This window comes from Legionella quateirensis (assembly GCF_001467955.1).
GTDB lineage: Bacteria > Pseudomonadota > Gammaproteobacteria > Legionellales > Legionellaceae > Legionella > Legionella quateirensis.
Genome location: NZ_LNYR01000031.1, coordinates 156,028 through 179,766 on the forward strand (window position 1 = coordinate 156,028; position 23,739 = coordinate 179,766).

Sequence of the window (23,739 nt, forward strand, 5' to 3'; positions counted from 1 at the left end):
ATTGAACTGTTGAACAGGTTCAAGTGAGCCTGTTCGTCCTTAAATGTTACAGCAATTCATCTTAACTCATAATGATCAACTTTGTCATATTTTGTTACTATTGAAAAAAAATATCCCTCTAAATAAGCGTTTATAGAATTTCAATTGAGGCAACTGTCAAAGACTTGAAGGTTCTAATTCCAATAGACTGACAATTTAAGTAGAATGGCTATCATTTTATGAATTTGGGGTTGATATGACGGTTAAAATACATACTATCGATTTAGCGCAACTTGGAATGCGAGACCTGGAGCAGGTAGGTGGTAAAAATTCTTCTCTAGGTGAAATGATCAGTCATTTATCCTCAGCTGGTGTTTCTGTACCCGGTGGATTTGCAACTACTGCAGATTCATTTCGGGAATTTTTATCTCGTGACGGCCTCGATAAGAAAATCTATGAACAATTATCCTCACTGGATACTGACGATGTGTGTCAACTAGCTGTAGTGGGTAAACACATCCGAGAACTGATAGTTAATACTCCCTTTACCCCTGAATTTGAACAGGCTGTTCGTTTATCTTATAAAGAGTTGGCTGATCGAATCGGTCATGATGATTTTAGCGTTGCTGTCCGGTCATCTGCGACAGCAGAGGATTTACCGGATGCTTCCTTTGCCGGCCAACAGGAAACATTTTTAAATGTTAAGGGAATAGATGCAGTTTTACATTCAATTAAACATGTTTTTGCGTCTTTGTTTAATGACAGAGCTATAGCCTACCGTGTCCACCACGATTTTGCTCATAGTGATGTGGCATTATCCGCTGGAATTCAACAGATGATACGCAGTGATTTGGCAGTCAGTGGTGTTATGTTCACTATGGATACTGAATCAGGCTTTGATCAGGTTGTCTTTATCACTTCATCTTATGGCTTAGGTGAAATGGTAGTTCAAGGAGCGGTAAACCCGGATGAGTTTTATGTTCACAAACCAGGAATAATTGCGGGAAAACCCGCCGTAATTCGCAGAAATTTGGGTAGTAAAGCACTAAAAATGATTTATTGTGACGATCCGTCTTTGGAACGACGAGTTAAAACAGTAGACGTGGATCCGGCAGAGCAATTAGTGTTTTCTTTGAATTCCGAAGAAGTAGAACAATTAGCGCAACAAGCTTTAATTATAGAAAAGCATTACGGCCGACCCATGGATATTGAATGGGCTAAAGATGGGAACAATGGCAAATTGTATATTTTGCAGGCGCGTCCTGAAACGGTAAAAAGCAGGGATAACAAGCAGGTATTGGAGCGATATACGTTACTGAAAAAAGGCGAGGTATTAAGCGAAGGCCGTAGCATAGGACAACGTATAGGGCAGGGTAAGGCAAAGATCATTAAAGACATTAGTGAAATGCACAAGGTGCAACCTGGTGATGTTCTTGTTTCAGATATGACCGATCCTGATTGGGAACCGGTTATGAAGCGTGCATCAGCTATTGTTACCAATCGCGGAGGAAGAACCTGTCATGCAGCAATTATTGCGCGTGAACTGGGAATTCCTGCTGTAGTGGGGTGTGGTGATGCTACGAAAACTATTACAGATGGTGATGACGTCACGGTGAGTTGTGCTGAAGGAGATACGGGCTTTGTGTATTCCGGTATTTTGCCCTTTGAGCAAGTTCGTCTCGATGTAGAAACCATGCCAGAATTACCCATGAAAGTGATGTTGAATGTGGGTAATCCTGAAAGAGCATTTGCCTTTCAATCAATTCCTAATTCAGGGGTAGGTTTGGCACGGTTGGAGTTTTTGATTTCCAATACCATTGGAATTCACCCTAAAGCTTTACTTGATTTTGATACTTTGCAGGATAAAGAACTTAAGAAATTTATTGCAGATAAAACAGTAGCCTATTCGTCACCTGTGGAATATTACATTGAGCGATTAAAAGAGGGGATAGCAACTATCGCCGCAGCGTTTTATCCCAAACCAGTGATAGTACGTTTATCTGATTTTAAATCTAATGAGTATGCAAATCTTGTTGGCGGTAAGTTATATGAACCTCATGAAGAAAATCCAATGCTGGGTTTTAGAGGCGCATCGCGCTATGTGTCTGCAAGTTTTTCTGAGTGTTTTGCCCTGGAATGTAAAGCAGTCAGGCGAGTCAGGGAAGATATGGGCTTAACCAATGTCGAAGTAATGATTCCTTTCGTAAGAACTGTTTCTGAAGCCAGTGATGTCATTCACGTTTTAAAGCAACATGGACTTGAACGCGGCAAACACGGATTGCGCGTTATTATGATGTGTGAATTACCTTCTAATGCTTTATTGGCGAGCGAATTCCTGGAGCATTTTGATGGCTTTTCAATTGGCTCCAATGATCTGACGCAATTAACCTTAGGATTGGATAGAGACTCTGGTTTGGTGGCTGCTCAGTTTGATGAACGAAATGATGCGGTTAAAGCATTATTGCATATGGCGATTGTTGCCTGTAAAAATGCGGGTAAATATATAGGGATTTGTGGACAGGGACCATCAGATCATCAGGATTTTGCTCAATGGTTAATGAAAGAAGGAATCGATAGTGTCTCTCTGAATCCTGATTCTGTGTTGGAAACATGCTTATTTTTGGCAAAGCAGTAGAGACAATATTTATGTCATCTCTACGTAGGCGCTGAGGTATCCTGACATTTAAATACTCAATTGGTTAATTGGAAACCCCTCTGAGTAAAATGTACGTCATTCCCGCGAAGGCGGGAATCCATGCAGCACATGAACACCTGATTGTGGTTGCTTAAAGGATAGCCGCTTTCGCGAGTATGATGTATAAACAGGAGGTTCATCTAGGAACAAGCCACGGAGCATAAGCAGTTTTGGGTAATTGAACAAGTGAATTGTCAACAGAGCCTAATCACTGCGTGATTTTAAAATATGAGGAATTTTAAGACCTTTTAGTTACATAGGGATATCATTAATTACATTAAAAAGGGGGCGGGAGTTATGCGCAGTTCTAAATGGTGGTTTCTTGTAGTAAGCATCTGCCCGATGATTGCGTTTGCTGCTGGCACTGATGATCATGCTGATCCTGTTGCCTCGGTTCTGCTTGGTGTGACGTCCATTTTTTTCTTTGCCATTATCGGCAGATATATCGCTCGACGTTTGAATCAACCCGGGGTGCTCGGGGAATTATTGATGGGCGTTATTGTTGGCAATCTGTGTTATTTTTTTGGGAACCAACTCATTGTTATTTTGCGGGAAGGTTCTTCAATTTTTAATGTAATGAAGGAAGTTTTAAATGGCGTTCCAATAGGCCAGGCGGTAAGTTCAGTTATTCCAAATCCATTCTATGCTCAGCAAATCACTCAGGCGTTAAGCGGCTCTGATGGAACGGAATATCTTAAAATTGCTTACATAGTGGATATATTTTCTCGCCTCGGTGTTATCTTTCTGTTGTTTATGGTCGGATTGGAAAGTTCTCTGGAAGAACTGAAGCATACCGGGAAAGAATCTATTTTAGTCGCTCTTATTGGTGTTCTGGCACCAATGATTCTGGGTTTTCTTGCCGCTTATTTTTTACTACCCGCCTCTCACTTTCAAGCGGATTTATTTATCGCTGCAACTTTAAGCGCTACCAGTATTGGTATCACAGCGCGAGTACTTAAAGAGATGAATAAGCTTCGTACACGAGAAGCACGAACGATTCTCGGTGCAGCCATGTTAGATGATATTTTAGGATTGATTCTATTGGCTGTGGTCAGTAGCGTCGTCATCAGTGGCGCTGTTGATGTTGGGATGGTAGTACGAATTATTATCTATTCTTTACTTTTCTTTGCGGGTACCTTGGTTTTGGGGCCTGTATTTTTACGTAAGTCCGTTCATTTTTTACGTTTCCTTGAGCCGTGGGAATCAAAATTGTTTATTTCGTTCATTTTTGTAATGGCCCTCTCCTGGTTGGCTTCGTTTGTACATTTGGCAGCAATTATTGGCGCTTTTGCCGCGGGAGTGATAATTCACGATGATTATTTTAAATCACAGGAATCTCGTCAAACAGAAAATCGAAGCATTCATCATTTAATTTCCCCTTTAGAGTCCATACTGGCACCCATGTTTTTTATGGTGATAGGTATTCAGGTGAAATTAGAAACATTCTGCAGCTGGAATGTGATTGTATTGTCCAGCGGTTTAATTATTGCCGCGATTATTGGAAAATTGGTCAGTGGGTTAGGTGCGAATCGTAAAGACGATCGTTTGCTGATTGGCATTGGTATGTTGCCTCGTGGTGAAGTTGGTCTGGTATTCGCATCGATTGGTCGTACACTGGGTGTCATTTCTGATGAACTGTTTTCCTCTATAGTTCTAATGGTTTTAGTGACTACTTTTATTGCGCCTCCCTTATTAAAAGCGCGTTATGCTAACAAGAAAAAGGAACTGAAGGTTTGAAAATTGATACGTTACAGATTGCCTCCGATGTACGGCATGCTTTACTTGAAGATGTTGGGACTGGAGATGTGACTGCGGCTTTGTTGCCATCTCACCTTATCGTTGAAGCAGAGATCATTTCCAGAGAAGCGATGTTAGTCTGCGGGCAACCTTGGGTTAATGAAGTTTTTGCTCAGATTGATGGTAAAATTGAAATTGAATGGCTTGTTTCCGAAGGAGAATGGTTAGCCGAACCCGCTTCTTTGTGCATCATTCACGGTACTGCTAGCAGTATATTAACTGCAGAGCGCACCGCATTAAATTTTTTGCAAACACTTTCAGCCACAGCTACTCAAACTCATCATTATGTGGAGAAGCTGCGTGGAACTGACACTCGATTACTGGATACACGTAAAACGATACCTGGTCTAAGATTAGCTCAAAAATATGCTGTCAGTTGTGGAGGCGGAGTTAACCATCGTATGGGACTCTATGATGCCTTTTTGATAAAGGAAAATCATATTAAAGCCTGTGGAACGATTGCCAAGGCGATTAACCTGGCCAGAAGTACTGACAAACATTTATTAGTTGAGGTTGAGGTGGAAACGTTGGGTGAGTTACGTGAGGCTTTTGAAGCCCACCCCGACAGGATACTGTTGGATAATTTTAGTCTGGATATGCTCAGGCAGGCGGTCCAGATGAATCAGCCTAAATACTGTGAACTGGAAGCTTCAGGCGGGATAAATAGTGACAATATAGCTGAAGTTGCCCGCTGCGGAGTTGATTTTATTTCTGTGGGCGCAATTACAAAATCTGTCAAGGCAATTGACTTAAGTTTATTGGTTAGGGAAGTGTTATGAGCCTGAGTATTGTATTTACTGGAGGAGGCACTGCCGGTCATGTCACTCCAAATATGGCATTAATTAAAGAATTTAAATCAGAAGGGTGGGATATAAATTATATAGGTTCTGAAGAGGGTATTGAAAAAGGGATGATTCAGAATATGGGAATTCCTTTTCATGCGGTGAGCAGTGGAAAATTACGCCGATATTTTAGTCTGAAAAATGTGTTGGACCCCTTTAAAATAGTGATTGGAATTGTTCAATCATTTTTCTTATTTCATAAATTAAAACCTGATGTGGTGTTTTCTAAAGGCGGATTTGTTGCATTCCCGGTGGTTGTCGGTGCCTGGTTAAATCGAATCCCTGTCGTAGCTCATGAATCCGATATGACTCCGGGATTGGCCAACCGACTGTCCTTTCCGTTTGTGAATAAAATTTGCCTCACCTTTGAAGCGGGTAAAAAGCACTTTAAACGTCAGGATAAGATAGAGGTTACTGGCACACCAATTCGTGAGCAATTATTTGCTGGATCCCGGGCGAAAGGGCTGGAGATGTGTGGCTTTAATAACGAAAAACCGTGTTTGCTGGTTATTGGTGGAAGTCTGGGAGCGGGTTCAATCAATCAGAGTGTGAGGGCTGCTCTTGGTCAATTAATTGAACAGTTCCAAGTGATTCACTTGTGTGGCAAGGGAAAAATCGATCCTGCACTAAATCAGCTTGAAGGGTATCGTCAATTTGAATATGCAAATGAAGAACTGGCTGATTTGTTTGCGGCCGCCTCAGTTGTCATTTCTCGAGCAGGGGCAAATTCTCTATATGAGATACTTGCTTTAGGAAAACCGCATATACTCGTTCCAATATCCGCAATGGTGAGTCGAGGTGATCAAATACAAAATGCACGCTATTTTCAGAAGTTAGGTATCAGTGTTGTGATCCAGGATCAGGCTTTGAATGCAGAAACTTTATTAGCCGCTCTCCACGAAGTGATAAACAACAAGAGTGATATCGATAATAAAATCAAAGCATTAAAAATTGAGTCTGCTACGGATAAAATCGTAGCAATAATCAAGGAGCAAGCACATGTTCAATCCCCAAGAACTGTATGATTTCGTAAGTCAGCAATGGCAAGATGAAATACTGCCCAGTTTATGTGACTATATTAAAATCCCTAATAAATCACCTCATTTTGATTCCATGTGGCAAGAACATGGTTATATGGATAAAGCAGTTTCCCATATTGCCCAGTGGTGCACAGAGCATGCGCCAAAAGGAATGAAACTGGAAATTATGCGTTTAGAAAACAGGACGCCTTTAATTTTTATGGAAATCCCAGGTCAGATAGATGAAACCGTTTTACTCTACGGACATTTGGACAAGCAACCCGAAATGTCTGGATGGCATGAAGACCTGGATCCTTGGAAGCCTGTTCTGAAAGATGGCCGCCTGTATGGACGAGGTGGGGCCGATGATGGGTATTCCGCTTATGCTTCATTAACCGCAATTCGTGCTCTTGAAGCGCAGAATATTCCTTATCCTCGCTGTGTATTAATAATTGAAGCTTGTGAAGAAAGCGGCAGTTACGATTTGCCTTATTATATTGAACTATTAAAAGAACGGATCGGTAAGCCGGCCTTGGTCATCTGCCTCGATTCGGGCGCCGGTAATTACGAGCAACTTTGGATGACCACCTCATTGCGCGGCAATGTTGTCGGAGAACTGACGGTTGAACTGATCAATGAAGGAGTACATTCCGGTAATGCCAGCGGTATTGTCGCTGACAGTTTTAGAGTGGCCAGACAATTAATCAGTCGAATTGAAGATGAGAAAACAGGCGAAATTAAATTACCTCAGCTTTATTGTGATATTCCTGAAGAGCGAATCAATCAGGCAAAAGATTGTGCGCTGGCGCTTGGTAATCAGGTGTATACTGAATTTCCCTGGCATGATGAAGTTCAACCAGTCAGACAGGAAAATCCGGAATTAATTTTGAATCGAACATGGCGACCAGCATTGACGGTTACTGGTGCCGATGGATTTCCTGCAATTGCAAATGCAGGGAATGTCATGCGCCCTAAAACAGCACTTAAACTTTCCATGCGCCTTCCTCCGCTGGTAAACCCGAAAGAAGCATCACGCGCGTTGCAGGAAACTTTAACTGTAAATCCGCCGTATAAAGCCAAAGTCAGTTTTCGGGTTGATGATGGATCAAAAGGGTGGAATGCCCCATTGCTTTCCGGATGGTTAGCTCAATCCGCTGATGAAGCATCTCGTACTTATTATGGTAAACCTGCGGCTTACATGGGCGAAGGCGGGACTATTCCTTTTATGGGAATGTTGGGTGAGCAATTTCCAAATGCCCAATTCATGATCACCGGTGTATTGGGTCCACATTCTAATGCTCATGGACCTAATGAATTTCTTCATCTGGATATGGTAAAAAAATTAACATCGTGTGTTTCATATGTTCTTTATAGTTTTTCTCAACAAAAATAATTAAAAATTATCTCGACAGTTAATTAAAATATTGGGATACTTTGCAGCGGCTCCGGAACGAGCCGCTTAGTCCAACAATTAGGAGAAAATTATGAAAGCAAGATTCATTGCTATGTTATTGTCATTATTTGTTATAACCCTTCCTGCTCACGCAGATACAGTACCTAAAAAACAACAAGAGCAACATGCTCCTTCTTCAAGTAAAATAGATCTTAATCAAGCGGATTTATCTACTCTTACCGGTTCTTTTAAAGGTATTGGGAAGAAACGAGCTGAAGCGATCATTGCTTACCGAGAGAGTCATAAAGGATTTAAGTCACTTGAAGAGCTCGCTGAAGTCAAAGGATTTGGACAACGTTTTATGAACACTAATCGTGATAAATTGAAAGAAGTGTTCATCATTAATTAAGCATTGAGGTCGTACTGAAGTATTTTTAGTTTTAATTGCTTTGGATAGACTGCTCCCTGAGTAATAATGTGTTCAAAAGTTATAATGTAATCCTGAGCACAGCGAAGGATCTCCAAATTGTGGCGCAGTGCCACATTCAGGAGATCCCTCATTGCATTCGGGATGACGTTTTCTAGAGTTATATCGTGTTTAAAAGTGATAACGTCATCCTGAGCGCAGCGAAGGATCTCCGAATTGTGGCGCAGTACTATGTTCAGGAGATCCCTCATTTCATTCGGGATGACGATTTCTAGAGTTATATCGTGTTTAGAAATTATAACGTCATCCTGAGCGCAGCGAAGGATCTCCAAATTCTGGCACAGTGCCACGTTCAGGAGATCTTTCATTTCATTCGGGATGACGATTTCTAGAGTTATATCGTGTTTAGAAATTGTAACGTCATCCTGAGCGCAGCGAAGGATCTCCAAATTCTGGCACAGTGCCACGTTCAGGAGATCCCTCATTTCATTCGGGATGACGATTTTTAGAGTTATACTGTTTTCTTAAATTATAACGTCATCCTGAGCACAGCGAAGGATCTCCAAATTGTGGCGCAGTGCCACATTCAGGAGATCCCTCATTGCATTCGGGATGACGATTTCTAGAGTTATATCGTGTTTAGAAATTATAACGTCATCCTGAGCGCAGCGAAGGATCTCCAAATTCTGGCACAGTGCCACGTTCAGGAGATCTTTCATTGCATTCGGGATGACGATTTTTAGAGTTATATTGTTTCTTAAATTATAACGTCATCCTGAGCACAGCGAAGGATCTCCAAATTTTGGCACAGTGCCATGTTCAGGAGATCCCTCATTGCATTCGGTATGACGTTTATCAGAGTTGTGATGAAGTAAACTCATTGTGGAATAGCTGTTTCAACAACTAGTACGCCCAATAAGTGATCAATGCCCAGGAAAATGGATAAGCCTTCATAAACTTGGCTCGAATTGATTTTTCCATATTTGTCTTAACCTCAAAATTTACGCAATTATTTAAATTTCTTACAATTCAACTGTCGATTTTTACTCAAATATAGGATAAAGTAGCATCCAAAAAGAAGAACGGGATCTTACTGCATATGTTCAGAAAATTAAGGGGCGTGTTTTCTAACGATTTGTCAATCGATTTAGGAACTGCAAATACATTGATTTATGTTCGGGATAAGGGCATTGTCCTTAACGAGCCGTCCGTGGTTGCTTTGCGTAATGAATCAGGCCAAAAGCGAGTTGCTGCTGTGGGCATTGAAGCGAAACGCATGTTAGGAAGAACTCCCGGTAACATTAACGCCATTCGACCGATGAAAGACGGCGTAATTGCAGATTTTTTTGTTACTGAGAAAATGCTTCAGCATTTCATACATAAAGTCCATGAAAATAAATTTCTCAGACCTAGCCCAAGAGTCCTTGTTTGTGTTCCTTGTGGTTCTACTCAGGTTGAACGTCGCGCTATTCGCGAATCCGCTATGGGAGCAGGGGCTCGAGAAGTATTTCTTATTGAAGAACCTATGGCTGCTGCTCTGGGTTCTGGAATGCCAGTTGAAGAAGCCAGCGGTTCTATGGTAGTAGACATTGGTGGTGGAACCACTGAAGTGGCCATTATCTCTTTAAGTGGTATTGTCTATCATCAATCAGTACGAATTGGCGGTGACAAATTTGATGACGCTATTGTCTCTTATGTTCGTCGTAATTACGGTACTTTGATCGGTGAAACAACAGCAGAACGAATTAAACACGAAATCGGTTCTGCATTTCCAAGCCGTGATTTGTTTGAAATTGAAGTGCGTGGAAGAAACCTTGCTGAAGGTGTGCCACGTAGTTTTACTTTGACAAGCGCAGAAATTCTGGAAGCATTACAAGAACCTTTATCAGGAATAGTAGGTGCGGTACGAGCTGCATTAGAGTTGGCTCCACCTGAGTTGGCAGCGGATATAGCCGAGCGTGGTATGGTTTTAACCGGAGGCGGTGCTTTGTTGAAAAACATAGACACGTTACTGATGGAAGAAACAGGATTACCTGTATTAATTGCTGAAGATCCATTGACCTGCGTAGCACGTGGTGGTGGTAAAGCTTTAGAAACCATGGATTTGCGTGGCGGTGATTTCCTCTCAACAGAATAATAAGCACAGTAGATTATTTATCAAGGGTGGACACAGTTCTATTGGATTTGTGTTTGCTCTTGTTTTTTCTATTTTTATGATGATTTCTGATTATCATTACCATTATATGGATAATGTCCGAAGTGGATTTTCTTTAATTGTTTCTCCTTTGCAGTATGCTGTTGATTATCCAGTTCGGGTTGTTGGCTGGGTTCAATCGTTGGTTAGTGCAAAAAAAGCTTTGATCGATGAAAACATGCAGCTACGCTATCAGCAAACCATGCTGGAAGCAGAGTTACAAAAGCTATTAGTCATACAAAAAGAAAACTCACAGCTAAAAGAATTATTACTAACCTCGTCCCAGGCTGATATGCGTGCCATGGCTGCCCAAATTCTTGCTGTAGATACCAGTAACTCACGACAAATTGTTGTATTAAATAAGGGAAAACGTGACGGAGTGTATTCTGGACAACCTGTGCTCGATGCGAAAGGCGTCATGGGCCAGGTGATTGATGTAGGTCCAATGACGAGTACTGTACTATTGATATCCGATTCCAAGAGTGCAGTACCTGTAAGAAATAATCGTACCGGAGAGCGGGCAATACTGGTTGGCAATAACAGTATCGATCAGCTGTCTCTAATAAATTTACCAAAAACTTCCTCCATTCATCCTGGTGATGTATTGGTGACATCGGGTTTAGGGCGACGATACCCAGAAGGGTACCCGGTAGGTCGTGTTGAACGAGTTAATAGTATTCCTGGTGAAGATTTTGTAAAAGTAATGGTAAGTCCTGTTGCCCTGCTTAACCGTAATCGTTTGGTTCTTTTAATTTGGCCCGATCTTGAACAAGAGGAATTAACTTCTCAAATTAATGAACGATTGAATGCCGAGGAGTCCGCTTGATGAGGAATCTTCGCCTGCGATTATGGATAGGATTTATTGGGGCTCTGGTACTCTCAATTTTGCCAATGCCTGAAATTCTGTCTGCTTTTCGACCGCCCTGGATTTTATTATTGGTATTGTACATTGAGTATTATTTACCTGGAAATTTCAGGTTAACTACGCTATTAATTACCGGTCTTTTATTGGATGTGCTGCTTTCTACAGTGATAGGAGAACATTCATTTGCATTACTGCTAGTAACCTGGATTGCTTCCAGCAAGTCAAGACGATTCCAATTTTTCTCCATGATACAGCAAATCTGTCTTATTGGATTCTTTTGCTTATTATATCAATCCGTTATTTCTTTTATTGACGCTTTATTAGGTTTTCATTACAGTTTGCTCATGCCCTTTATAAGTGCGGTTCTGGGGATGTTTTTCTGGCCCTGGATACGTTTATTAGGTGATGGTTCATTATTGACTCGATTGGTTTATCGATAATTGAGAAGTACATGAATTTTAATTTATGGTAGCAGCGTAAATTCACCTGGTTGTAAATCTCCTAACTGCCATTCGCCAATCCGATGCCTAATCAATCTTAATGTGGGAAATCCAATAGCGGCGGTCATTTTTCGAATTTGGTGATTTTTTCCTTCTTTCAATATGATTTCTATCCAGCTGGTTGGAATGTTTTTTCGTTCTCGTATTGGTGGGTTTCGCGGCCAGAGTGAAGGCTCGGCAATCTGATGAGCCTGAGCAGGTAAAAAGGTACAATCTCTAATGGTTAAACCATTTCTCAATGGCTCTAGGTCAGCATCGGTAGGAATACCTTCTACCTGTACCCAGTAGTATTTATTTTTTTCAAATCTGGGGTGAGTCAATCGATGCTGAAGTGCGCCATCATTGGTCAATAATAACAAACCTTCACTGTTTTTATCTAACCGTCCTGCAGCATAAAAATCAGGAATTTTAATGTAGGCTGCCAGAGTCTGTTCATGAACCTCTCCTGTAAACTGTGTAACAACACCAAAGGGTTTATTGAAAAGAATTATTGGGGGCATGGAATATTTAATGGATAAAAATGATCGGATCTCAATGGTAGATTTATTCTCAATTTCAGGCAACTGCTAATACTATGATTTAATTCAATTCATGACAGATAATGGATTGTTTTTTAAATTCCATCACTATACAATGGTGCAAATTTACTCTTTATGGTGAAATTTGTACATGAAATGGATACTGCTTGCTTTATTGGTTTTAGCTCAAACCGGCTGTGCGATTAATCATAAAGTGATGGTGGGAGATGAACGCGTTGTTATTCAGCAAACCGTTGGCAAGGGGAAAACCTACGTACATGTACATCACAATGAACAGACAGCCTTGAAAGCAGCTAAAAGAGTAATCCGTAAAGACGGCGGTAGTCTTATTACCCTGATCCATTCAGGGGGTCGAAATATCGTTTTTCATTTGAATAAGAAACGTTATGAATTTGATCCGAATAGAATATATACGGATAATGGAATCAAAAAAACATTGATTCAATACAGCTCCTACTCACCTGAAGCTCATAGGGAAGTAAAAAAATTAGCAAATAAAATTAAAGAATTATTGCCTAAAGGCAAAATTATTGCAGTTCATAATAACTCTTCTTATTCTTTAAAAGACTATTTACCAGGACATGAATTGGCTAAAGATGCGAAAGCCGTGCATATGAGTCCTGATAACTATTTCAGAAATTTTTATTTGGTAACAAAATTCAGCGATTATGTTCGCTTAAAACTTGAAGGATTTAATGGCATTTTACAAAAACCTTCTGCAACAGATGACGGATCAATGTCTATATTATTGGCTAAAAGCGATTACATTAATGTAGAAGCCGGTTATGATCAGTTGTATGAGCAGATAAAAATGTTGCAACATGCATAACGTAAGGTCTAACTCTTTTTAAAGTCCAATTAAATCAGTATTAGCCATAGACCTGACTTACGAAAAGCCTCAAGGTCGTGGCAAAAGAAATTTTTAGTGAGGGAGTTCAGACTCTCTGGAACAAAGCGCGGGACGTCGATATTGGAGTTGTCAACATATCCCTACATGGCCGAATTAAAAATAAAGAGATTGAGGTTTTTCAGAAGGCCCGATGGATATACTATTCATAGATAAATTCTTTCTTCATCTGTGTTTGTGAGCTGGGTCCTATATAAAGCTCAAACACTCCAGGCTCTGAAACATAATCTAAATGTGCATTATAAAATCGAAGCATAGGCTCAGTAATAGTAAATGTAATGCGTTTGGACTCGCCTTTGTTCAAAAAGATTTTTTTAAAGCCTTTGAGCTGTTTTTCTGGTTGAGTCATTGATGCCACTTTATCATGCAGATAAAGTTGAACAATCTCGTGGCCATTATACCTTCCATTATTGGTCACAATAACTGACGCAGTGATTCTTGTATTTTTGTGTAAGGTCGAAGTATTTATTTTCATATCATGATATCGAAAATGACTATAACTCAAGCCATAGCCGAATGGGTATCTCGGTAAATTTGATTCATCAATGTATTTGCTTTTATATTTTTCAGCAAATTGTTGACTATGCTGCTGATAAGGACGTCCAGTTGGTTTGGCATTATAATAAATCGGGATCTGGCCCACATGACGTGGAACAGTCATGGTTAATTTACCTGAAGGATTGTAACGGCCAAATAATACATCTGAAATAGCAGTACCTGCTTCGCTGCCGCCATACCAAGCTTCAACAATGGCATCAACATGTTGATGCGGCCATTCAATGGTTAATGGTCGACCATTTATCAATACCAATACGATAGGCTTGTTGAGTTTTTTCAGTGCTTTTAATAAGTTTAACTGATTAGGTAATAAACCAATCCTGGTACGACTGGCGGCTTCTCCACTCATGCCAAAAGGCTCACCTAAAACAGCAACAATGACCTCGCTTTGTTGAGCAATTGACAAAGCTTCGTTTAATAATTTTTGAGGATCATCGTTTTTAATAGAGCCGCCATGTTGATTCAAATAGGTTACTAACGCTTTATTATCGGAAAAGTTGCAGCCTTTTGCATATCGAATATGAGCCGCGTACTGTTTCTCTTTCAATGCTTGCCACAGGCTCGTTGCCTCTTCAGGTCGGCCGATGGCGCGCCATTCTCCCAGTTGTTGATTTGCATCCTTTACAAAAGGACCGATAAACACAATTTTTTGGTTGGGATTCAGGGGCAGAAGACCGTTAGCATTTTTTAATAAAACAATACTCTCAAGCGCTGCCTGATGGGCTAAGTCTCGGTGCTGCTTTTTATCATAGGTCAATTGACCCATGTGGTGATAGGGTTGATCAAACAAACCTAAATCCCATTTAACACTTAGTATTCTTTTTACCGCATCATTAATTTGTTCGATTTTAATTTGTTTCTCTTTCAATAGATTTGATAACTGATTGACATACATCTCACCAACCATATCCATATCAGTGGTTGCATTCATGGCTAAACGAGTCACTTCTTTGGCATCACCTACTCCATGTGCCATCATTTCATTAATGGCTGTATAATCTGTGACAAGCAATCCATCGAATCGGTAGGTATCCCGCAATAACTCTTTCATCAACCAGTAATTACCAGTTGCCGGGATACCATTGACCTCGTTAAATGATGTCATCACACTTTTTGCTTTGGCATTAATAGCTGCGACGTAGGGCGGTAAGTAGTCGTTATGCATCCGCGCCAGGCTCATATCAACGGTGTTGTAATCACGCCCTGCTTCAGCTCCTCCATATAGGGCAAAATGTTTAACACAGGCCATAATGGATGAAGGCTGAGACAGATCTGTTCCTTGATAGCCCGAGACCATTGCCGTCCCTATCTTTGATGCTAATAATGGGTCCTCGCCAGCGGATTCCATGACTCTACCCCAGCGTGGATCTCTTACAATATCGACCATGGGGCTAAAGGTCCAATGCAGGCCATCCTGTGTTGCTTCACTTGCTGAGGCATGTGCTAATTTCTTTATCAGGTCGGGATTCCAGCTTGCAGACTGCGCTAGAGGAATAGGGAATATGGTACGATAACCATGAATCACATCAAATCCAAACAATAAGGGTATCTTTAAACGTGAGTTTTTAATGGCCAAGTCTTGCAATCGTTTAACTACTTTTGGCGAATAGGCATTCATCAGAGCACCGACTTGGCCATTTTTGATTTTAGAATCAATCTCCTTGTTGCTGGCAGGTCCGGTTTCGGTTAAACCAACAGTCAGCAAATTCAGTTGGCCAATCTTTTCAGCTACAGTCATACGAGATAGCAAATTCTCAATAAATTCTTCTTTTTGACTTTCTGTTTTTGCATTTGCCAATGAGACCAGACAGCAAAGAATCAAGCAACACAAGTTAAAGCGCATCATATTAATCTATCCTGGGTGAGTGAAATCCCAGATTTTTTAGTCCTTGCTGCACATCAGGGTGTGACATAAATAACCGCCATAATAATTGAGAACGGTAGTTTTCAATCATTACGATAATTGGGCCTTGATCAATAGCTAATGAACCATCTGCTACCCAACCGGTTGTTGGATTGTATGCATCTTTAAATCCCAGAGTACTCCATAATTTAGGTTGATTGATAAAGCATTTTAGCGCCTTCATGGATTCTTCTGGTGTATAGGGAAAGGAGGACAGCGCTGCTGTTGGTGTTAAAACGCCGACATCCTGAGTAGGAGATTGAGCACCATAACCTGTATCGATATCGGATGCGGTTAGCCCCCAACAACGGTCACTATATCCTTGATATCCTTTGGGGTTATCTGCACAATAAGCGTGATTAATTTTGGTGTGTGCCACGTTCTGTTCGTAATAGTCAATGTTGCCATCTGTCAATCCATTTGGATCTAGACCCAGGAACGAATAATGCGACCAGAATAAGGGGCCACCGTAAGGTACACCGAGTGGCAACTTTACACCATAGTAGTCATTACCATTATGATACGACGGAGAGTCTTTATAACAACGGTCATAAACTTGTTTAGAAATGGGATGGGTCGGGGAACTTGCAGCTAAGATATAGGTAATTAATGTTTCATCCCAACCTCGAATTTTATGATTCATATGCCAGTCGTAATTAGGCGACCAATGCCAATAGAGTGTGTCATTCGTTCCATTGGTATGCCAGTTCCAATTCGCATTACGCCATAATGTGTTAATGGTGTGGCGCAATTCGACCTCTTTAGGGGTATTCCTGTCAAAATATTGATGAACGGTTAACAAGCCTTGAAATAAAAATGCTGTTTCAACCAGATCGCTTCCATCATCATACTGCCAATGAGCAAATGTTTTACCGGTGTCACCATACATCCAATGAGGAAATATTCCATGAAATTTATCTGCCTGCGTATCTAAAAATCGAACTGCTTTAAGCAGATGATCTACTCCTTGTTCTCTGCTGATAAATTGACGCTCAACTGCAACAATGGTTGCCATAAAGCCAAACCCTGAACCACCAGTGGTTATAATGGCTTCAGGATCATAATCAGGATAATTCTGATTACTTCTTTCACGCGCCATACCGCTAGTCGGATGAGCAAACTCATAAAAATAGTGATAAGTTTGCTTTTGAACTTGAGTAAGTAGTTCCTCTTCGCTTTTTGTGAGTGCAAAACTCGTCTGAGTGAAACAAATGATTAAAAATAAACTGATTATAACGTTCATGTAAATTGATAATTCCTTTTAAGTTAAATAGATGCTGCGTTATATGGAACATTATTGGTTGAGCAATCTCAATTCAGCCTTAGACTTATCATTATATATTCTCAAAATGAATGTTCTTATGAACTGAAAAACGGGTACAGTAGTATTTGATAGTCGTTGGTAATTGAACATAGACTACTACCTGGAATCACTTTTTGAATAACCCTTAATTAGCTAGCATCCGTTCTGGTCGTAATCGGTGAAGCATCACATAAATACCCAATATTTTCAACCATACTTAAAATGGACTTTTTTTAAGACAATGAGATTGGTTTTGATTCAGTATCGTTTGATGAGGGTCTGAGGATAATTTCAGTATCTAAATCGAATCAAATACATCCATCAGAATGCAAACTAATAGTTCTATGGATTGAAGCTCCTCTGGTCAATTCGCAGAAGAGCTTCATTTAATTGAGCGTTAAGTGAGGAGTCAAGCCTTTGGTTAGCTTATAAATTTATTTAACCTTGCGTAGTTTTGTATCTCCGAGAATGTATAACATGTCAATTGCGACGGTGGCACCTACGAGAGCAGTGGTTTGCGCTACGTCATATGGCGGAGATACTTCTACAACATCTCCTCCTATCATATTTAATCCGACTAGTCCCCATAAAATTTCCCGTTGCATTGCTGAAGTCAGGCCTCCTGGCATGGGCGTTCCCGTACCTGGCGTAAAAGCTGGATCCATGCAATCTACATCAAGACTGATATAGCATTTTCGGGTGCCAACAATGTTTCGTATTGTGTCTACTACCTGTTTTGCTCCCATTTCGAAACATTGATTGGCTGTGATGACATGTAACTTCGGAGTTTCAGGTACACTGGTACGTATTCCAATTTGAATAGAACTCTCAGGATCGACTAATCCTTCCTTAACTGCATAATAAAACATACTTCCATGGGTCAAGTGTGGCATTTGAACTGTATCTGTATGTGCATCAAAATGGATTAACGATAAAGGTCCGTGTTTCTGTGCAAGTGCTTTTATAGCAGGATAGGCAACCAGATGATCACCACCTAATCCTAAAGTAAGAACATCATGTGAGCTCAGTTCTTTTATAGTTGATTCCAGGTTTTGCAACATAGTGTCAATTTGACCAGGAAAAAAGCCAATATCACCATAATCTATTATTTTGAATTGATGATCAATTCGATATTTATGTGGCCAGCATGTACCCAAAATACTTAAATAGCAGGAGAGATCTCGAATACTACGTGGTCCAAAACGGGCTCCTGAGCGATTGAATGTACTTAGATCGAAAGGAACACCATAGATTGCGAAATCAACTCCTTTCAAATCGCGTGTATACTCTGATCTTAGAAAAGTTGGTATTCCTTCGTAGGGTATCGATTTAGTAAGAACAGGCTTCTGAGATGCGGGTTCAAAATCTGACATGATACTCATACTCCATGTTATTAAAAGTGACATTGTTTTAATTAAGTAATGCAGCACATATTGATAATCATTATAGAATAGTTTTACACAGTTATAATTTTATGGAAGTTGAGGTAATTTTGAGCAGCCCATCATTCTTTTAAAAATACTGAAGATACAGATATTCAACAATTGAACTGAAGATTAAATAATATTAAAGAATAATATAAATTCATATTTGGGATTAGGTGTTATCACATGCTATGATTTATCTCTCTAAAATTTACGGAGTGGTCAATGACATACGATAAAATAAAAGTACCTGCACAAGGTGAAGCCATTACAGTGGCTGCTGATCTTTCTCTTCGTGTACCTAATAATCCAATTATTCCTTTTATCGAAGGTGATGGTATTGGGGTTGATGTGACGCCTCCAATGATTCGTGTTGTTGATGCAGCTGTTGAGAAAGCATATGGCAACAAGAGAAAAATTGCCTGGATGGAAGTGTATGCTGGCGAGAAGGCTACTCAGGTTTATGGTAGTGATCAATGGTTACCAAAAGAAACTATAGATGCCTTGAAAAAATATGTTGTTTCAATTAAAGGCCCATTAACTACACCTGTTGGCGGTGGTATTCGCTCTTTAAACGTGGCAATACGTCAGGATATGGATCTTTATACCTGCTTACGTCCTATTCGTTATTTTAAAGGTGTTCCAAGCCCAGTTAGAGAGCCTTGGAAAACTGATATGGTCATATTCCGTGAAAATGCGGAAGATATTTATGCTGGTATTGAATGGCAGGCTGATTCTCCAGAAGCGAAAAAGGTAATTCAATTCTTGAAAAATGATATGGGCGTTAAAAAAATTCGCTTCCCTGAGCATTGTGGTATTGGTATCAAACCTGTATCCAAAGAAGGTACTACCCGTTTGGTGAAAGCAGCAATTCAATATGCAATTGATAACGATCGTCAGACTGTTACTTTGGTTCATAAAGGTAACATTATGAAATTTACTGAAGGTGCATTTAAGGATTGGGGATATCAGGTAGCTCGAGATACTTTTGGCGCCAAGGAATATCAAGGTGGCCCCTGGATGGAATTTAAAAATCCTAAAACGGGCAAACAAATTATCATCAATGATGTAATTGCTGATGCATTTTTACAACAAATCTTGCTAAGACCAGAAGATTATAGTGTCATCGCCACCTTAAACTTGAATGGCGATTACATTTCTGACGCTTTAGCAGCCCAGGTTGGTGGTATCGGTATAGCACCTGGCGCTAATATGAGTGATGATGTTGCAGTGTTTGAGGCAACTCACGGCACAGCACCAAAATATGCCGGTCAGAATAAAGTGAATCCTGGCTCAATTATCCTATCTGCTGAAATGATGTTAAGACATATGGGTTGGACTGAAGCAGCTGATTTGATTATTAAAGGCATGGAAGGCGCAATTGAAGCTAAAACGGTGACCTATGATTTCGAACGCGGTATGCCTGGCGCAACATTAGTAAGCAGCTCAGGTTTTGCTGATGCAATGATAAAACATATGTAGGTAGTATTAAGTACTTACCGATATTTGAATCTATGGATGCTATTAAACTATCAAACGTTAGGAGTTGGTGCCATGTTCCAACTCTTAACGTCAGATGTAGTTCGATTGTTTCAAGTAACTGCAATGATGATAGGGCTTTCAAACCGTTGGCTCCATAAAAGTAAGAGTACTGTTTTTAAAGAGAAGTATTAGCTCACAAAATAAGGAATAATCAGGAATGATTTCTAAAACAGTTCTGATGGTAAATTAATACGATAAATTTACAATTGAGTGAGTTCTTAGTAATCAATATGCTATTGATTATTTCAAAGGCTAAATATTTCATTAAAAATAGCGAAATTTACTGGCCAAATGTGTGTAGGGAGTCTATAAAAATAGTATGAGGTTGTAAGTTATGAGCGGGCAGAATTTAGAGGAATTTGTCAGGCATGAGATAGCTGATACTGAATTAAGTACGGATATTAAGCTGCCTAGAAAGTATAAAGTTGTATTGCTCAATGATGACTATACACCAATGGATTTTGTGGTAGAGGTACTGAAGCATTTTTTTCATTTAAGTGAAGAAATTGCAATTCAGGTGATGTTACAGGTTCATATACAAGGGAAGGGCGTATGTGGCGTGTTTACAAGAGATATAGCAGAAACGAAAGTCGCCCTAGTAAATGAATACGCCAGAATGAATCAACATCCATTGCTATCTAGCATGGAACCCGAATGACTGGTGGTGGGCTGGAAAGGAGCAACGACAATGTTAAATAAAGAACTAGAATTCACCTTGAATCTAGCCTTCAAGGAAGCAAAAGAAAAGCGTCATGAATTTATGACTGTTGAACATTTGCTGTTGTCCTTGCTTGATAACCCAGCAGCAGGTAATGTGTTGCAGGCATGTGACGCTAACATCGAGGCTCTTCGCCGCGATTTAGTTGAATTTATTGATGAAACAACACCCAGAATCCCTGAAGATGAATTAGATAGGGAAACTCAACCAACATTAGGTTTTCAGCGAGTATTACAACGCGCCGTTTTTCATGTGCAGTCTGCAGGAAAAACAGAAGTAACCGGCGCCAATGTGCTGGCTGCTATTTTCAGTGAACAGGAAAGTCAGGCAGTGTATTTTCTAAGAAGAGAAAATATTACCAGGCTTGATGTCATTAATTATATTTCTCATGGTGTTTCAAAATATCAAAATAATGACATGCACGAAAATATGAACTCCTCTATGGATGAGGATATGATGTCACCAGAGGGCAATGAATCGCCTCTGGACAGTTATTGTATGAATCTTAACCGACGAGCCAAACAAGGTAAAATTGATCCATTAATTGGCCGACATGAAGAAATACAACGTACAATCCAGGTCTTATGCAGACGACGAAAAAATAATCCATTGCTCGTTGGTGAAGCAGGTGTAGGTAAAACCGCCATTGCAGAAGGATTAGCACGTCGAATCGTGGATGGCGAGATACCCGATGCCATTCGTGGCTGCGTTGTTTATTCACTCGATTTGGGCGCTCTATTAGCCGGAACCAAATATCGAGGTGATTTTGAGAAACGTCTGAAAGCTGTTTTAAAACAATTGGGGCAACAAGAAGGCGCTGTTTTATTTATAGATGAAATTCATACCATTATCGGTGCAGGTGCTGCCTCAGGTGGTGTTATGGATGCCTCCAACCTTATTAAGCCCTTATTGGCCAATGGAGAATTAAAATGCATAGGATCCACAACTTATCAGGAATACCGTGGTATTTTTGAAAAAGACAGAGCTTTGGCCAGACGTTTTCAAAAAATAGACATTTCCGAACCGACAGTTGATGAAACCTTTGAAATACTGAAAGGGTTAAAAGGCCGTCTGGAAGATCACCATGGTGTTAAATTCTCTATCCCTTCATTAAAAGCAGCTGCCGAATTATCAGCGAAATACATTAATGATCGTTTTTTGCCGGATAAAGCGATTGATGTGGTGGATGAAGCCGGTGCCTATCAAAATCTGTTAACTGCTAATAAGCGTAAAAAGATTATTAGTGTGACAGAAATTGAAAGTGTTGTTGCTAAAATTGCCCGCATACCCATTAAGAAAGTCTCTGCTCGTGATAAAGATACACTGCGTAATCTCGAGCGTGATCTGAAATTATTGGTTTATGGACAAGATCAGGCGATCACTGCGCTTGCATCAGCAATTAAATTAGGTCGTTCAGGACTCAGAGAACCTCAAAAACCTGTTGGCTGTTTCCTGTTTGCTGGTCCTACCGGGGTTGGTAAAACAGAGGTCACACGACAATTGGCTAATGTTCTGGGAATTGAGTTATTGCGATTTGATATGTCCGAGTATATGGAAAAGCATACGGTGTCCCGCTTAATTGGAGCACCTCCTGGATATGTTGGTTATGATCAAGGTGGGCTTTTGACTGAAGCTGTGACAAAAAATCCACATGCTGTTTTATTACTTGATGAAATTGAAAAAGCGCATCCTGATGTCTTTAATCTGTTATTACAGATTATGGATCACGGTACTTTGACTGATACTAACGGAAGACAAGCTGATTTCAGACATATTATTCTAGTGATGACGAGTAATGCTGGAGCTAGTGAGATTGTGCGTAACTCAATAGGATTTTCCAGACAGGATAATACCAACGATGGATTGGAAGTAATCAAGAAGCAATTTAGTCCTGAATTTAGAAACCGACTGGATGCGATAATCAATTTTGCTCCATTGGATTCTCAAACTATAGGTTTGGTAGTTGATAAATTTATAATGGAACTGGATGAGCAACTAAGTCATAAAGGAGTTACTTTTACTGTAGATAAATCAGCTCGTGAATGGTTAATTGAGCACGGTTATGATAAAGCGATGGGTGCTCGCCCCATGGCTCGTTTGATACAGGAAAATGTGAAAAAACCTTTAGCCGATGAACTTTTATTTGGTAAATTGATGCATGGTGGACATGTGACTCTTAGAGTAAAAGATGGCAAGTTGCATTTTGACAGCCATGATCATCGTGAAGGTGTCTTCTAATTAATCTTTACGTTCGGGAGTTGTTCGCTCGAACCAGTCGTTGAATCTTCTACACATCTTCTAAAACCTAGAGCCGATAAGCGCTCTGGCGCCCCGTGGAAAATCCGCGGGGCATAGGCAGAGATGAGACCAAGAGATAGAGCCAGGTGAGGGATCTCCTGAAAGCAGTGGGGTGCTTTCATGTGGAGATTCTTTGCTGCGTTCAGGATGACGAAATTTAATCCTCATCCCGAATGCAATAAGGGATCTCCTGAATTTGGTGCGGTGCCTGCATTGGGAGATCCTTCACTACGTTCAGGATGACGAAATTTAATCGTAATCCCGAATGCAATGAGGGATTTCCTGAACGTGGTGCGGTGCCAGCATTGGGAGATCCTTCACTACGTTCAGGATGACGAAATTTAATCGTCATCCCCAATGCAATGAGGGCTCTCCTGAACGTGGTGCGGTGCCTGTAATGGGAGATCCTTCACTACGTTCAGGATGACGAAATTTCATCGTCATCCCGAATGCAATGAGGGATCTCCTGAATTTGGTGCGGTGCCTGTAATGGGAGATCCTTCACTCCGTTCAGGATGACGAAATTTCATCGTCATCCCGAATGCAATGAGGGATCTCCTGAACGTGGTGCGGTGCCTGTAATGGGAGATCCTTCACTACGTTCAGGATGACGAAATTTAATCGTCATCCCGAATGCAATGAGGGATTTCCTGAACGTGGTGCGGTGCCTGCATTGGGAGATCCTTCACTACGTTCAGGATGACGAAATTTAATCGTAATCCCTAATGCAATGAGGGATTTCCTGAACGTGGTGCAGTGCCTGTAATGGGAGATCCTTCACTACGTTCAGGATGACGAAATTTCATCGTCATCCCGAATGCAATGAGGGATCTCCT

At 40.5% G+C, this 23,739-nt stretch carries 18 protein-coding genes; 13 read left to right on the forward strand and 5 right to left on the reverse strand.

Going from position 1 to position 23,739, the window contains the following annotated elements; translation table 11 throughout:
• Window positions 1-235: 235 nt before the first annotated feature.
• From ppsA to Lqua_RS10355, 6 genes are all read left to right on the forward strand, one after another.
• Complete coding sequence (gene ppsA / locus Lqua_RS10330) at window positions 236-2,614, forward strand: phosphoenolpyruvate synthase (protein ID WP_058474201.1); 2,379 nt, start codon at window positions 236-238, stop codon at window positions 2,612-2,614.
• Window positions 2,615-2,971: 357 nt separating this feature from the next.
• Window positions 2,972-4,411, forward strand: coding sequence for a cation:proton antiporter (locus Lqua_RS10335; protein WP_058474202.1), 1,440 nt, complete (start codon window positions 2,972-2,974; stop codon window positions 4,409-4,411).
• The gene (nadC, locus tag Lqua_RS10340; protein ID WP_115148763.1) at window positions 4,408-5,250 is read left to right on the forward strand and encodes a carboxylating nicotinate-nucleotide diphosphorylase; all 843 of its coding nucleotides are present in this window, start codon (window positions 4,408-4,410) and stop codon (window positions 5,248-5,250) included. The genes Lqua_RS10335 and nadC overlap by 4 nt, the downstream gene beginning before the upstream one ends.
• Window positions 5,247-6,338: an undecaprenyldiphospho-muramoylpentapeptide beta-N-acetylglucosaminyltransferase gene (locus tag Lqua_RS10345; protein WP_058474203.1), complete on the forward strand. Its 1,092-nt coding sequence runs from the start codon at window positions 5,247-5,249 to the stop codon at window positions 6,336-6,338. Before nadC ends, Lqua_RS10345 begins: the two co-directional genes overlap by 4 nt.
• Entirely contained in the window at window positions 6,313-7,725 is a 1,413-nt protein-coding gene (locus tag Lqua_RS10350) for a M20 family metallopeptidase (RefSeq protein ID WP_058474204.1), read from the forward strand. The genes Lqua_RS10345 and Lqua_RS10350 overlap by 26 nt, the downstream gene beginning before the upstream one ends.
• Before the next feature lie 91 nt (window positions 7,726-7,816).
• Window positions 7,817-8,134 (forward strand): ComEA family DNA-binding protein, encoded by a 318-nt coding sequence (locus Lqua_RS10355; protein ID WP_058474205.1) that lies wholly within the window; start codon window positions 7,817-7,819, stop codon window positions 8,132-8,134.
• Here Lqua_RS10355 and Lqua_RS10360 read toward each other — a convergent pair.
• Entirely contained in the window at window positions 8,131-8,619 is a 489-nt protein-coding gene (locus Lqua_RS10360) for a hypothetical protein (protein WP_058474206.1), read from the reverse strand. The two genes, Lqua_RS10355 and Lqua_RS10360, sit on opposite strands and share 4 nt — an antisense overlap.
• 632 nt (window positions 8,620-9,251) lie before the next feature.
• On the opposite strand from Lqua_RS10360, the gene Lqua_RS10365 reads away from it, so the two are divergent.
• The 3 genes from Lqua_RS10365 to mreD are packed head-to-tail and all read left to right on the forward strand — an operon-like array spanning window position 9,252 to window position 11,651.
• Complete coding sequence (locus tag Lqua_RS10365) at window positions 9,252-10,289, forward strand: rod shape-determining protein (protein WP_018577556.1); 1,038 nt, start codon at window positions 9,252-9,254, stop codon at window positions 10,287-10,289.
• Window positions 10,267-11,172, forward strand: a complete 906-nt coding sequence (gene mreC / locus Lqua_RS10370; RefSeq protein WP_058474207.1) for a rod shape-determining protein MreC — start codon at window positions 10,267-10,269, stop codon at window positions 11,170-11,172. Before Lqua_RS10365 ends, mreC begins: the two co-directional genes overlap by 23 nt.
• Window positions 11,172-11,651 (forward strand): rod shape-determining protein MreD, encoded by a 480-nt coding sequence (mreD, locus tag Lqua_RS10375; protein WP_058474208.1) that lies wholly within the window; start codon window positions 11,172-11,174, stop codon window positions 11,649-11,651. The genes mreC and mreD overlap by 1 nt, the downstream gene beginning before the upstream one ends.
• A 23-nt stretch (window positions 11,652-11,674) precedes the next feature.
• Here mreD and Lqua_RS10380 read toward each other — a convergent pair whose 3' ends face one another.
• Window positions 11,675-12,211 (reverse strand): pseudouridine synthase, encoded by a 537-nt coding sequence (locus Lqua_RS10380; protein ID WP_058474399.1) that lies wholly within the window; start codon window positions 12,209-12,211, stop codon window positions 11,675-11,677.
• 169 nt (window positions 12,212-12,380) lie between these two features.
• On the opposite strand from Lqua_RS10380, the gene Lqua_RS10385 reads away from it, so the two are divergent.
• Entirely contained in the window at window positions 12,381-13,079 is a 699-nt protein-coding gene (locus tag Lqua_RS10385) for a protein tyrosine phosphatase (protein ID WP_115148762.1), read from the forward strand.
• A gap of 220 nt (window positions 13,080-13,299) precedes the next feature.
• Here the strand turns inward: Lqua_RS10385 and bglX are convergent, their stop codons facing one another.
• The 3 genes from bglX to speB all read right to left on the reverse strand — a co-directional run bounded on the left by bglX (window position 13,300) and on the right by speB (window position 18,294).
• Window positions 13,300-15,561, reverse strand: a complete 2,262-nt coding sequence (gene bglX / locus Lqua_RS10390) for a beta-glucosidase BglX (protein ID WP_058474209.1) — start codon at window positions 15,559-15,561, stop codon at window positions 13,300-13,302.
• A 1-nt stretch (window position 15,562) separates the two neighbouring features.
• Complete coding sequence (locus Lqua_RS10395) at window positions 15,563-16,861, reverse strand: glucoamylase family protein (RefSeq protein ID WP_058474210.1); 1,299 nt, start codon at window positions 16,859-16,861, stop codon at window positions 15,563-15,565.
• A 494-nt stretch (window positions 16,862-17,355) separates the two neighbouring features.
• The gene (speB, locus tag Lqua_RS10400) at window positions 17,356-18,294 is read right to left on the reverse strand and encodes an agmatinase (RefSeq protein WP_058474211.1); all 939 of its coding nucleotides are present in this window, start codon (window positions 18,292-18,294) and stop codon (window positions 17,356-17,358) included.
• A gap of 276 nt (window positions 18,295-18,570) precedes the next feature.
• On the opposite strand from speB, the gene icd reads away from it, so the two are divergent.
• The 3 genes from icd to clpA all read left to right on the forward strand — a co-directional run bounded on the left by icd (window position 18,571) and on the right by clpA (window position 22,843).
• A complete protein-coding gene (gene icd / locus Lqua_RS10405) occupies window positions 18,571-19,827 on the forward strand; it encodes an NADP-dependent isocitrate dehydrogenase (protein WP_058474212.1) in 1,257 nt (418 codons plus the stop codon).
• A gap of 394 nt (window positions 19,828-20,221) precedes the next feature.
• Entirely contained in the window at window positions 20,222-20,545 is a 324-nt protein-coding gene (gene clpS / locus Lqua_RS10410) for an ATP-dependent Clp protease adapter ClpS (protein WP_058474213.1), read from the forward strand.
• Window positions 20,546-20,575: 30 nt separating this feature from the next.
• The gene (gene clpA / locus Lqua_RS10415) at window positions 20,576-22,843 is read left to right on the forward strand and encodes an ATP-dependent Clp protease ATP-binding subunit ClpA (protein ID WP_058474214.1); all 2,268 of its coding nucleotides are present in this window, start codon (window positions 20,576-20,578) and stop codon (window positions 22,841-22,843) included.
• The last annotated feature ends 896 nt before the right edge of the window (window positions 22,844-23,739 follow it).